Source organism: Streptomyces sp. NPDC042259 (assembly GCF_055582085.1).
In genome coordinates, this window is sequence record NZ_JBVJDW010000002.1 from 709388 (window position 1) to 722031 (window position 12644).

General features: G+C 69.3%; 11 protein-coding genes. 7 read left to right on the top strand and 4 right to left on the bottom strand.

What is annotated here, in order from left to right; genetic code table 11:
* Positions 1-122 precede the first annotated feature (122 nt).
* Together uppS and ACZ6MA_RS07535 are read left to right on the top strand one after the other, a co-directional pair.
* The gene (gene uppS, locus ACZ6MA_RS07530; RefSeq protein ID WP_469431836.1) at positions 123-875 is read left to right on the top strand and encodes a polyprenyl diphosphate synthase; all 753 of its coding nucleotides are present in this window, start codon (positions 123-125) and stop codon (positions 873-875) included.
* A 63-nt stretch (positions 876-938) separates the two neighbouring features.
* Entirely contained in the window at positions 939-1925 is a 987-nt protein-coding gene (locus tag ACZ6MA_RS07535) for a terpene synthase family protein (protein WP_469432281.1), read from the top strand.
* A gap of 30 nt (positions 1926-1955) precedes the next feature.
* Here the strand turns inward: ACZ6MA_RS07535 and ACZ6MA_RS07540 are convergent, their stop codons facing one another.
* From ACZ6MA_RS07540 to ACZ6MA_RS07550, 3 genes are all read right to left on the bottom strand, one after another.
* Complete coding sequence (locus ACZ6MA_RS07540; protein WP_469431838.1) at positions 1956-3227, bottom strand: beta-ketoacyl-[acyl-carrier-protein] synthase family protein; 1272 nt, start codon at positions 3225-3227, stop codon at positions 1956-1958.
* A 6-nt stretch (positions 3228-3233) separates the two neighbouring features.
* Positions 3234-3521 carry an acyl carrier protein gene (locus ACZ6MA_RS07545; protein WP_469431839.1) on the bottom strand — a complete coding sequence of 96 codons (288 nt, stop codon included), beginning with the start codon at positions 3519-3521 and terminating at the stop codon, positions 3234-3236.
* 63 nt (positions 3522-3584) lie between these two features.
* A complete protein-coding gene (locus ACZ6MA_RS07550) occupies positions 3585-4862 on the bottom strand; it encodes a wax ester/triacylglycerol synthase domain-containing protein (protein WP_469431841.1) in 1278 nt (425 codons plus the stop codon).
* A 702-nt stretch (positions 4863-5564) separates the two neighbouring features.
* On the opposite strand from ACZ6MA_RS07550, the gene ACZ6MA_RS07555 reads away from it, so the two are divergent.
* The gene (locus tag ACZ6MA_RS07555) at positions 5565-6449 is read left to right on the top strand and encodes a patatin-like phospholipase family protein (protein ID WP_469432282.1); all 885 of its coding nucleotides are present in this window, start codon (positions 5565-5567) and stop codon (positions 6447-6449) included.
* 507 nt (positions 6450-6956) lie between these two features.
* Positions 6957-7949 (top strand): dihydroxyacetone kinase subunit DhaK, encoded by a 993-nt coding sequence (gene dhaK / locus ACZ6MA_RS07560; protein WP_469431842.1) that lies wholly within the window; start codon positions 6957-6959, stop codon positions 7947-7949.
* Between the two features lie 99 nt (positions 7950-8048).
* Here the strand turns inward: dhaK and ACZ6MA_RS07565 are convergent, their stop codons facing one another.
* Positions 8049-9461 (bottom strand): NADP-dependent succinic semialdehyde dehydrogenase, encoded by a 1413-nt coding sequence (locus ACZ6MA_RS07565; protein WP_469431844.1) that lies wholly within the window; start codon positions 9459-9461, stop codon positions 8049-8051.
* A gap of 394 nt (positions 9462-9855) precedes the next feature.
* On the opposite strand from ACZ6MA_RS07565, the gene ACZ6MA_RS07570 reads away from it, so the two are divergent.
* The 3 genes from ACZ6MA_RS07570 to ACZ6MA_RS07580 are packed head-to-tail and all read left to right on the top strand — an operon-like array spanning position 9856 to position 12432.
* On the top strand, positions 9856-10791 hold the full coding sequence (locus ACZ6MA_RS07570) for a glutamate ABC transporter substrate-binding protein (protein ID WP_469431846.1): 936 nt from the start codon (positions 9856-9858) through the stop codon (positions 10789-10791).
* A gap of 52 nt (positions 10792-10843) precedes the next feature.
* Positions 10844-11491: an amino acid ABC transporter permease gene (locus ACZ6MA_RS07575; protein ID WP_469431847.1), complete on the top strand. Its 648-nt coding sequence runs from the start codon at positions 10844-10846 to the stop codon at positions 11489-11491.
* The gene (locus ACZ6MA_RS07580; RefSeq protein ID WP_469431848.1) at positions 11488-12432 is read left to right on the top strand and encodes an amino acid ABC transporter permease; all 945 of its coding nucleotides are present in this window, start codon (positions 11488-11490) and stop codon (positions 12430-12432) included. Before ACZ6MA_RS07575 ends, ACZ6MA_RS07580 begins: the two co-directional genes overlap by 4 nt.
* The last annotated feature ends 212 nt before the right edge of the window (positions 12433-12644 follow it).

Genomic DNA, 12644 nt, shown 5'->3' on the forward strand with positions numbered 1-12644 from the left:
CCCTGGGCGAGACTTCGGTACCGCTTCATGCGGATCCAGAAGGTCACACCCGTAGTTCGCGCCACCCAAAGGAATTATCGAGGCAACCACCCCTCGGTCACGACAGTGAGGAAAGGGCCTTGATGTCGAAACACCCGACCGCTCTGACGCGACCTTCCGCAACCTCAGCCGTTGCCACTCCTCCCCGCAAGCCTCCGCCGGTTCCACGACACGTCGCATTCATCCTGGACGGCAACCGGCGCTGGGCCAAAGCCCGCGGTCTGAGTGTGGACGAAGGGCACCGAATCGGCATCGCCAAGATTCCGGCCCTCCTGCACTGGTGCCAAGAAGAGGGCGTAGAGGTGGCCACGATGTGGCTGCTGGCAGTGAAGAATCTGCAGCGGAGCGTTGAAGAACTGGCCGGTCTGTTCCGCGCCTTCGAGGACGTGGCCAACCGACTCGCCTCGGCGCATTGGCGGGTCCACCCTATGGGATTCCTGGGCCTGCTCCCCGAGCACGTGGCCAACGCCTTCCGTGATGCTGAGGAGTCAACGCGGCAGTGCCAGGGTCTACAGGCCAATCTGGCCCTGGCGTACGACGGTCGAGCCGAGATTGTGGAGGCCGTCAAAGCTCTCACCAAGGATCTCGCCGGCGCTAACGCGCCCATTGGCATATGCGAGGAAGACATCAGTCGGCGCCTGTTCACGGCAGGGCAGCCAGACCCCGATCTCTTGGTCCGCACCTCCGGCGAAAAACGGCTGTCCGGCTTCATGCCATGGCAGACCGCCGAGACCGAGTTCTATTTCTGCGACGTCATGTGGCCCGACTTCGATCGGAATCACCTGCGTCAAGCCCTCGACTACTACGCAGGCACGGAGCGCCGTTTCGGCGTATAAGGCGGGTGGCATCCCCCGGCACCCGCACCCCGCCCCGCATCTGAAAAGGACTCCGCTGTGTCCATGCCTCCCGCATCCTCCATCGCCATTCCTGAGCTGCACTGCCCCTTCCCGCATGCGGTCCATGAACAGTCGGACAGGATCGAGGAAAATTCCATCGCATGGGCAAGGGAGATCGGAGTCATCGCCCATCCTCGGATCGAGAAGCAAGTACGCGGCTCCCGCTTCGGCGGGCTAGTCGCCGCCCTCTATCCCCATGGGCAGACGCAGCGCGTCCAACTGGTGACCGACTTCACGTTGTGGCAGTTCTCGTTCGACGACTCGTACATCGATCAGCCCGGCTCGTCGGACCCTGCGACCGCCGCCGCCCGTCAGGCAATCCGGTGCCAGGGAATCCTCGAACATCCCGAAGGCGAACCCGTAGCCCCCGACCCATGCACCCGAGCCTTGCGCGACGTGTGCCTGCGCCTGTACCACTCCGCCACCTGGACCCAGTACTGGCGGTTCGCGCTCGCCACCCACAGCTATCTTGCGAGCTGCGTCTCCCGTGCCAGCTTCCGCTCCAGCGGGTACTGGCCCACTGTGGACGAATTCCTCCCCATGCGCCGCCACGACGTCGGCGTCTACCCTTTCTTCGCCTTCCTCGACCACGTCAACAACCTGCCCGAACTCCCCGACGCCCTATGGAACGACCACGAGGTCCGGACCATGCACGCCGGCATCGTGGACACCATCGGCTATCTCAACGACGTGGTGTCCTGTCCGAAAGAACTCCACGAGCCCTGGGCGGCCAGCCTTCCCCTCCTCCTCATCCGCCGACACGGCCGCACATTGCACCAGGCAATGACGGAGACCGCGCGACGGCACAACGATGGCATGGCCGCTTTCGCCCGTGCCACCACCCATCTCCGCTCCCGCAACAATCCGGTGCTCACCGCCTACCTCGACCACCTGGAGGCGTGGGTGGCAGGCAATCACCAGTGGCACATCACCACTCCCCGCTACCAGCACGACGCCCAAGGCTCCGTCCAATGGGGCGACCGGTTCTAGCCCGGTTCGAGACGGCAAGGGGCGGCCTGCTCAGGAGGTCCGGAAGACGAGGGCGATGTTGTGACCGCCGAAACCCAGGCTGGTGCTGAGAGCGGCGAGGGGACCAGGTGGCAGAGGGGCGGGGCGCGGCCCGACTGGGGTGAAGGGCAGAGCCGGGTCGGGGGTGGTGAGGTTGCGGTTGGGTGGTGCGGTGTGGTGGTGAAGAGCCAGGACAGTCAGGACGGCCTCGATGGCGCCGGCCGCGCCGAGAGTGTGTCCGAGGGCGGCCTTGGTCGCGGATACCGCTACGGGCTGACGGGAAGCACCGAGAGCCTGGTGCAGGGCGATGGCTTCGGTGAGGTCACCGAGGGGGGTGGAGGTGGCGTGGGCGTTGACGTGGTGGATGTCGTTGGGCTGGAGGCCGGCGTCTTTGACGGCGCCGCTGACCGCGTCGCGGATGCCGGCCGCGTCGGGCCGTGGCCGGGCGACGTGGTGGGAGTCGTTGGTCGTGGCGGCTCCAGCGAGTTCGGCGTAGATACGCGCGCCGCGCTCCTGGGCCTGGTGGGCGTCTTCGAGGACGAGCAGGGCGGCACCCTCAGCCAGGACGAACCCGTCACGGGCTACGTCGAAGGGGCGCGATGCCTGGTCGGGAGCATCGTTGCGGCACGACAGGGCGCGCATACGGGCGAAGCCGGCGACGATCAAGGGGTGCAGGGGGGCTTCGGTACCTCCGGCCAGAACGGTGGTGGCCTGGCCGGCGCGGATCAGGGCCAGGCCGAGGGCTAGGGCTTCGGCACCGGAGGCGCAGGCGCTCACGGGGGCGTGGACGGCTGCGCGGGCTCCGATGTACAGACCGACCTCGGCGGCGGGGTGGTTGGGCAGGATCATCGGGATGCAGCGGGGCGCCAAGGCGTCGGGACCACGGTCGGAGAGGGTACGCAGCTGGTCGTCCATCGTCAGCAGGCCGCCGAGGCCGACGCCGACGATCGCCGCGGTTCCCGGACTACCGCCGTCATTGTCGCCCCGGCGGGAACGGGGCTCGAACCCCGCGTCATGCCATGCCTCACGGGCAGCCAACAGGGCGAGCTGCGCACAGCGGTCGGTATGCCGCATGCGGGCCGGGCCGAGCCGGCCGGCCGGGTCCTGGGCGACCGGAGCGGCCAGCCGCACGGGGAGGGCTTTGCCTCCCGGCGTGGTCAGGTCAACGGCGCGGACCCCGGTGGCGCCGCCGAGCAGGGCCTGCCAAGTGGTGGCCACATCACCGCCCAGCGGGGTAGTGGCTCCCAGGCCGGTGATCACCACGCGGCGGCGGGCGTCGGGCATCAACTGTCACCTCTTGCGCAGGAGGGGGCTTGAGGCCTGCTGGGCGGTGGCGCTGTTGACGGTGGCGAGGTAGGCGACGAGTGCGCCGACCGTGGTGATGTTGTCCACGGCGTCGCTCTTGGCCCGGAAGCAGTAGTGCTCCTCAAGGGCTGCGGCGACTTCGAGCATGGCCAGGGAATCCACTCCCAGGTCCTCCAGGTGGCTGTCCCAGCGGATCTCCTGGTTCTCCGGCAGATCCTCGACCGTGCTGCGCAGGATCGACACCACAGTGAGGAAGATGCTCTGCTCGTCCATGAGTGCTCCTCGGTTCTCATCCCGGTGACATCGGGAATCTGATGACCGTCCCTTGGCCGGTCTTCAGGCGCGGGTGCGGAGTTGCGCTTCCATGTCACTGAGGGCCGTCTCCCAGTGAGCTGCCAGGCTGTCGAATCCGGCGAGAGGGCCGGGTGCGGTGAAGGTGGTGTAGAGCGAGTCGCGGTAGGTGGTCCAGGCCGTGAACAGAGCGTGCCCGGGCGTGGAGGCGGGCACGGCGTAGAGGGCCTGGCAGACTGACCCCGCATACTGCAGGGTGGCGCGGCATCGCACGTCGGCCACGGCCATGGCCACGTAGCGCGGGTTGGTCAGACGCCGCATGAGGCGGTTGGCCAGCCAGTACGGCACGTGCGCCAAGAGCTTGGCCTGGGCGTTCCCGACATCCGCCAGGTGCCGGGCGTTCAGCTGCGCGCGAGCTGTCTGGAGGCGGCGCCGAACCGAGGTTTCTCCACAGGGCAGTTCAAAGTGAAAGGCCCCGAGGCGGTTGCCCAGACAGGGGTACGGTTCGCCGGGCTGGCGCAAGTTGATGGCCATGGCTGTGCGCAGGGTACGGTCGGGGCATGTCCAGTCCTGGGGATGCCAGCTGCGCACCACGGAGGCGAGAGCGGCCAGGCACACATGAGAGACACGCGTTTCGGTGGCGCGGCTGAGAGCACGCAGCCGTGCCCCGTCGGTCGCGATCGTGGTGGCGGTGCGCGGGCCGCAGATCGGCGCCTGCGCAGCGGTCCATCGGGAGGTAGGGCGAAGCGGCGGCGTGAGGTCGGCAAGGACGCTGGCGGACCACGCTCGTGGCGCCGATTTTCGTACCACGCTGCGTGAGGCCTTGGTGGTGCGTGGGGGCCCGAAGAGGGCTTGCAGCGTGTGGTTGGCGGCCGCACCGTCCTGGAATCCGTGATGAGCCAGATATCCGAGACCGAACGCATTCTCGCCACGGATGAGCCATAGCCCCCACAACGGGTGCTCGGGGGCAAGGTGCTGTGCCAGCAAAACCGCCACCATCCGGTCTGCCACCGCCCCCGGGCCCGGAGCGAGATCCACCTCATGCACGTGGCCGTCGAGATCGAAAGAGCGGTCTGGTTCCCAATGAGGACGTCGGATGCTTCCTCCGGGCCGGTAGGCCAGTTCCGGAACGGCGGGCAGGCGCTCCTCCAGGTGGGCCACCAGATGATGCCTTTGGGGCGGCGGTCCGTCGAAGTACAGCAGCGCACCCAGGTTCAGATCGCCCTCGCGCACTCGGGAAGCCATTGCCAGGACGATGCGGTCCAGCACCAGCTGGGGGACGGCCTGTCGGCCTCCGTTCGTGCACGGCGCAAATGGCTTCATGCCAACCTCCGTAGCGGCGCCGGGAAGTCACAAGACGTCCGCAGAGGGCAGCAGAGTGGCCTTCCTTTGCGAATCGCGAGGAAAGTCCAGGTGGTGCGGCGCGAGCCTCAAGGTCGTATGAGGCGGTCGGTGAGATGGACGGACCGCCCAGCTGCAAAATCGCCCTAGCCATCGCGCAGTGCATCGCAATCACGTGCGTTCTTTAACCATGAAGACATGCCGGCTGCATGTTGGCTAGGCGCACGGCCGGCGTTCGAGGAGCGCGGGAATGCTCGGTGCGGCAGACCTGTGGCGCGCGGCGACGGGCGGCGCGCGGCCTGGGCTGCGCGCCCGCCGCTATCGACCGTGTGTCCACCATGATGACGGACCCCGGCTGAGGTCATCTTGCCGCGCTGAGCTCGACGGGCCAGCGCATGTGGTGGGCGCCAAAGGGAGAGCGTGTGAACTTTACCGCGCGCCGCCCATCGTTACGCGCGCCGTACGTTTGTTGCACAGGGAATTGTGTGCTCCCCCGAAGTCGGCTGCGCCGCCTAGCCAGCTCGTCATCACTGTGTCTTCATAGGAGGCAACACAGAAGGAGTCCGCCCATACTGCCCGTCACTGCCGTGACTTCCCTTCCACGAGGGTCCAGGTTGCACGCCGCCATAGCGTGTCGGAAAGGCAGTGCAGCACTCACGTGCGTCCATGCGGAAGAGGTGGATGATGGGTAATTGCCAGTCGGGCGGCGCTCTTGTGTTGGGCGGTGGGGGTGTGCCCGGTGGCGCCTGGGAAGCCGGGGTGCTGGCCGGACTGTTCGAGGCGGGGGTCGACCTGGGCACTGCTGACGTTGTCATCGGAACATCGGCAGGTGCGGTAGTGGCCTCGCATGTCGCGGGAGGTGTGCCTCCCGCGACGTCGTACGCGCGGCAATTCACTGACCCGCCGGCCTCGGGGAATATCGCCACTCATGCCCCGCAGGCTCTCGCTGTGAACGTCCTGTTGGCAGCCTTCGGGCCCAAGTCGCCCCGGCGAGCGGCCCGGTTCGCGGGGCGGGTGGCTCTCGCCGTGGCCGCGGGATCCGAGAAACAAGCGCTGCAGACCGCCAGCGACTATCTGGAGATGTCGGAGTGGCCGGAAAGAGCCCTGATGATCACCTCTGTCGATGCCGGGAACGGCAAGATTTCCGCCTTCGAATCCGGCGGGGACGTCAGCCTGACCAGGGCGGTCGCTGCGAGCAGTGCCGCCCCGGGCCTCTGGCGGCCGGTGGCGGCTGCGGGACGCCGGTGGGTCGACGGTGGCATGGGAACTCCTGCCAACGCCCACCTGGCGGCGGGGAACAGTAAGATCGTGGTGCTCGCGCCCGTCTACCGAGTCCTCGGAAGGTGCCCCGATACCGCCCGGCAAATCGCATCGCTCAGGCGAGGCGGGGCGAGGGTCGTCGTTCTGACACCGGACGCAATGTCCCGTAAAGCCCTTGGGTACAAGCCTCTTCTTGGCTATAACGCCTTCAGTGTCGATCTGGCCCGCCGGGTAGCGTGCGCCAAGGCTGGTCGGTCGCAAGGGCTGGCCCAGGCTGTCGACGTGGCAGCTGTGTGGAACTCGGAGTGAACGAGAGGGTTCGCAGCGGCCGCCGGCGGTTCCGTCGCCGACACCCGGCAGGAGCGGGCTGAGCACGCCGACAGCTTTCGCTGCGTCGCCCTCCCCGCCCGTGTCCCCGGCCGCCGGCACCTCGCGGCCGGACCCGCAGTCCGCCACCGCGTACATCCCGCCGGCGCTCGCGGCGGTCCGTGCCCGCGTCCCGCGCCCGGAAAGCGGCACCCGCGCGGACGTCGTCCGCCAACTCGCCGAAGGAGACGGGACGGCGCGCATAGTAATACCCGGACATGCCAGGAAAGGCTGTCGGCTGCTCACCCATACGGCCCGCAAGGGCCGCTCGGACTCGCGTACGGGAAGTTGCTGCGGCGAGCCGCCTCCGGCGTCGGTACTGTTCCCTGGTCAGGCGAAGCAGTCAGGGAACCGACGGTCGGTCAACAAAGTCAGCATGCGCTCACACCCTTCCTGCCCCGCGAAGGCACAGGTCAGCGGCCTGTCCGCCCAACATCCGAGGAGACCCGCATGAAAATGCTCATCAACGTGGCCGAGACCGTCGTCGCCGATGCGCTGCGCGGGATGGCGGCGGCTCATCCGGAGCTGTCGGTCGATGTGGAGCGACGTGTCGTCGTCCGGCGGGACGCGCCCGTGGCGGGTAAGACGGCGCTGGTGTCCGGCGGCGGTTCGGGGCACGAACCGTTGCACGGGGGCTTCGTGGGGTACGGGATGCTCGACGCGGCGTGCCCCGGGGAGGTCTATACCTCGCCCGTGCCCGATCAGATGGTGCGGGCGGCGGCGGCCGTGGACAGCGGCAAGGGCGTGTTGTTCATCGTGAAGAACTACACGGGCGACCTCCTGAACTTCAACATGGCCGCCGAACTCGCCGAGGACGAGGGCATCCAGGTCGCGAGCGTGCTCGTCAACGACGACGTCGCGGTGACCGACAGTCTCTACACGGCGGGCCGACGGGGCACCGGGGCCACGCTCTTCGTGGAGAAGATCGCGGGGGCGGCGGCCGAGGAGGGCGCGCCGTTGGAGCGGGTGGAGGCGATCGCCCGCCGGGTGAACGAGTCGTCCCGCAGTTTCGGGGTCGCCCTGGCCTCCTGTACGACACCCGCCAAGGGCGGACCCACCTTCGACCTTCCGGCCGGTGAGCTGGAGTTGGGGGTCGGCATCCACGGCGAGCCGGGACGCGAGCGCCGCGCGATGATGACGTCGGGTGAGATCGCGGACTTCGCGGTGGACGCGGTGCTGTCCGACCTGCGGCCGAGTGGTCCGGTGCTTGCGCTGGTCAACGGGCTGGGCGCGACGCCGTTGCTGGAGCTGTACGGCTTCAACGCGGAGGTGCACCGGGTCCTGCGGGAGCGCGGCGTGCCGGTCGCGCGGACGCTGGTCGGCAACTACGTCACCTCCCTCGACATGGCCGGCGCCTCGGTGACCCTGTGCCAGGTCGACGACGAGCTGCTGCGGCTGTGGGACGCGCCGGTCCAGACGGCCGCGCTCCGCTGGGGCCGCTGACCGCCGGTCAGCGGCGCCGCCGCCAGGGGGCGCGGCCGGTTCGGCGCGCGCCCGTGGGACGCCCCGAAAGCCGTAGGCGGCCAGGGCACCCCGAGGCCCCTACCCCGCGTTGGGCTCCGCATGCCACACCGTCATCGCGTTGCAGAATTCGCGGATGCCGTGCCCGGACAGCTCCCGCCCGTAGCCGGAGCGTTTCACCCCGCCGAAGGGGAGCGCCGGGTGGGAGGCCGTCATGCCGTTGAAGAAGACGCCGCCGGCCTCCATGTCGCGGACGAAGCGGCGCTGTTCCTCCTCGTCCTGGGTCCAGACGTTCGAACTCAGGCCGAACGGGGTGTCGTTGGCGAGGTCGACCGCCTCGTCCAGGTCCCGCACCCGGTACAGCGTGGCCACCGGCCCGAAGGCCTCCTCGCGGTGGATGCGCATCTCGGGCGTGACGTCGGCGAGGATCGTCGGCCGGTAGAACCAGCCGTTCGCCAGCGGCCCGGTGGCGGCCGGCCTGCCGCCGCCGCACAGCGCGGTCGCGCCCCGGCCCACGGCGTCGTCGACGAGTTCCTCCAGGTCGGCCCGGCCCTGCTCGCTGGCGAGCGGGCCGACGTCGGTGGACTCCGCCATCGGGTCGCCGACGGTCAGCTCCGCCATCCGGGCGGTGAAGCGGGCGGCGAAGGCGTCGTAGACGTCCGTGTGGACGATGAAGCGCTTGGCGGCGATACAGGACTGGCCGTTGTTCTGCACACGGGCGGTGACGGCGGTGCGGGCCGCCCGGTCGACGTCGGCCGAGGGCATCACCACGAAGGGGTCGCTGCCGCCCAGTTCCAGTACGGTCTTCTTGATCTCGTCCCCGGCGATCGCCGCGACCGAGCGGCCGGCCGGCTCACTGCCGGTGAGCGTCGCGGCGGCGACCCTGGGATCGCGCAGAAGGCCCTCGACGGCCCGGGATCCCACGAGCAGCGTCTGGAAGCAGCCCTCGGGGTACCGGGCGCGGCGGAAGAGGTCCTCCAGGTACAGCGCGGTCTGCGGCACGTTGGAGGCGTGCTTGAGCAGGCCCACGTTGCCCGCCATCAGGGCGGGGGCCGCGAAGCGCACCACCTGCCACAGCGGGAAGTTCCACGGCATGACGGCGAGGATCACGCCCAGCGGCCGGTAGTGGACGCGGGCGTGCGCGGCCCCGGAGTCCTTGACCTCGGCCTCGGCGGGGTGCTCGTCGGCCAGCAGTTCCTCGGCGTGCCCGGCGTACCAGCGCATCGCCTTCACACATTTGGCGGCCTCCGCGCGGGCGGCGGCGAGCGGCTTGCCCATCTCGGTCGTCATGGTGCGGGCGATGTCGTCCTGGTCCTGTTCCAGGAGGTCCGCCGCGTGGTTCAGCAGCCGCGCCCGTTCGGGGAAGTCGGTCGTGCGGTACGTACGGAACGTCTCGGCCGCGGTGGCCAGCCGTCGCTCGATCTCCTCGGGCCCCAGCGGGTCGAACGTCTTGAGCGTCTCGCCGTTGGCGGGGTTCACCGTTGCGATGGGCATGGATGTCCTTCCTCATGCGCGATGCCTCGACCTTGCGACGCCCCGCCCGGCCGCGCAACGCGTATGCCGGACGGGCGGGGCCACGACAGGGCCCTACCCCTTCCGTCGGGGGCCACGCCGACCGGACGTCAATCCCGGGCCGGAGCGATCACCCGAATCGGTGTTCGCGCGCGCACCGCGGGTAGCGCGACACCGCCCCGCCGGTATGCTTTATTTCGTCTTGAGTGATCCCCTGATCATCACTTTTCCCGCTCATCCTCTTGTTGTGCCACCCCGTGTCGTCACCTCGACGCCGGCATGCCGACGACCCGTGCCGCGTCACTGATCGGCCCTCGCGCACGTCCCTTGCGTCGCTCTCGCACCGGCCACGCGCAGGTCCGTTGAGGAGCAGCCCTTGCGGAGCGGAACGAGATCGAGGAATGGCCCCGCCCTGGCCACCGTGCTGCTCACGCTGGTCTGCCTGGTGTCCTGCGGCCGGGGCGGCGTACCGCCGGGCAGCGTCGCCGCACTGATGGGCGCCCGGGGACACGGCGTCACCCCTTCGGCCTATCCGGTGAACCGGAACGTCACGGTCGAAGGCTCCCCGACGCTCGCCCGCGCCGAGGCCGCCCACCGGATCGTCATCGGGGTGAAGTCGGACCACCCCTTCCTGGGGTTCGAGGACCCCGTCACCGGGCGGCGCTTCGGCTTCGACGTCGAGGTCGCGCGGATGGTCGCCGCGGACCTCGGGTTCGGGCCCGGCCGGATCTCCTGGAAGACCGTCCCGCCGCAGGGCCGGGAGACGGCGATCTCCAAGGGGGACGTCGATTTCTACGTCGCCGCCTACACCATCAACGACGAGCGGAAGAAGCAGGTGTCCTTCGCCGGGCCGTACTACATCGCGGGACAGGACCTGCTGGTCAAGCGGGCGAACCGGGACATCGACGGCCCGGGTGACCTCAAGGGCCGGCGGGTCTGCTCGGTCACCGGCTCCACGCCCTTCCAGCGGATCGAGAAGCCGGAGTACGGCGCCGAGGTCAGCTCGCACGACAGTTACGCCCAGTGCGTCCAGGACCTGATCAGCGGCGAGGCCGACGCGGTGACCGCCGACGACACGATATTGAAGGGCTACGCGGCACAGAACGGCGGACGGCTGCGGGTCGTCGGCCGGCCCTTCTCCCAGGAGCCCTACGGGGTGGGGCTCGCCAAAGGCGACAAGGCGCTGCGCGGCGCCATCGACGACGCGCTGGAGCGCCACCGGGACAACGGCGACTGGCAGCGGGCGTACGACGCCACGCTGGGCCTCTCCGGAGCGCGTGCCCCTAAGCCGCCGGAGGTGATCCGGTACTGACGGCACCCACCCGACGGCCCGCTGCCCCGCCCACCAGGCCACGGAGGCGCTCGTGCACGTACTGCTGGACAACCTCGACCTCTTCCGCAGAGGGTTCGTCGGCACCGTGGCGCTCACCGGTCTGAGCACGCTGCTCGCCCTGGTCCTGGGCACCGTTCTCACCGTCTTCCGGGTCTGCCCCGTCGCACCGTTGCGCGTCGTCGGCGCCGCCGGGGTGACCGTCCTGTGCAACACCCCGCTGACCCTGCTGTTCTTCGGTGTCACCCTGGGCCTGCCGATGCTCGGCCTGTCCGGGCTCAGCTACTTCACGCTCGCCGTGCTGACCCTGGGCGGCTATACCTCCGCGTTCGTCTGCGAGGCCCTCAGATCGGGCATCAACACCGTCGAGGCGGGGCAGGCGGAGGCGGCCCGCAGTCTGGGCATGTCCTTCGCCCAGACCACCTTGCTGATCGTGCTGCCCCAGGCCGGACGGGCGGTGGTCCCGCCGGTCGGCAGCCTGCTGATCACCCTGACCAAGAACTCGGCACTGGCGGGCGGCTTCAGCGTGTACGAACTCTTCAGCGTGGAGAAGACCCTCGCCGAGGAGGGGTACGCCATCCTCACCGTCTTCCTGTGGGTCGCCCTCGCCTATCTCGCGCTGATCATGCTGATCAGCGGGGTCTTCCGGCTCCTCGAACACCGGCTGGCGGTGGTCCGGTGACCGCCGGTGACCCGATCCTCTTCGAGGCCCCGGGCCCGCGCGCCCGCCGCCGCAACCGGATCTGCGGCGTGCTGGCGGTCGTCGTTCTCGGGGCCGTGGCCGGCTACGTGGTCGTGCGGCTGCGCGACGCCGGCCAGTTCACCTGGGCCATGTGGGAGGCGTTCACCTACCAGGGGGTACAGCGGCGGATCCTGATCGGGGCCCTGGACACCCTCAAGGCGTTCGCGCTGGCGGTGGTGTTCTCCCTGCTGCTCGGTGTGCTGCTGGCCACCGGCCGGCTCTCCCGGCACCGCGCGCTGCGCTGGCCGTCCACCGCGCTGGTGGAGTTCTTCCGCGCGATGCCACTGCTGATCATGATCTTCGCGCTGTACAACATGGGCTGGCTGCGTTCGTGGGTCGCGGCCGTCGCACGCCTGCTGCGGGAACACCTGGGCCGGACCGGCGTCTGGCTCGCGGACAACTTCGCGAGCCCCACCCTTTGGGCGCTGGTCATCGGGATCGCGCTGTACAACGGTTCGGTGCAGGCGGAGATCCTGCGCGCCGGGGCCCGCGCGGTTCCCCGCGGGCAGACCGAGGCGGCGTACGCGCTGGGCATGCGCAAGGCACAGGTCACCACGACGGTCGTGCTGCCGCAGGCGGTACGGGCCATGCTGCCCAGCATCGTCGGCCAGATCGTCGTGACGCTCAAGGACACCTCACTGGGTTTCATCATCACGTACGAGGAACTCCTCTACGCGGGGAAACTCCTGGCGCAGAACACGGCGACCCCCGCGGGATATCCCTACATACCCGTCCTGCTCGTGGTCGGCCCGATATACATCGGGATGTGCCTGGCCCTCAGCACCTTCGCCACCCGGCTCGCGCACCGGGGCCGGCAGCAGCGGCGTCCCGGGATCCGTTTCCGGTCGCCTCCGGCCCGTGACCGAAAACCCCCGGGATAAAGCGCGCCGGAAGGGGGCGAGGTTTTCGGATTCCCGGCCGGGGGCAGCCATCCAGCGGAATTCGACCCGAGGCCGCCAGGGGCCGATGGCAAGGGTCCCTCCCGGCATTCCCGAGGCCCCAAGGAGATTCGGCGATGCCCTCGTCTCTGCCCTCATCCGACGCATCCGGTTCCGCTGGCGCTTCCGGTCCCGGTCCTGTTTCCGGTCCCGGT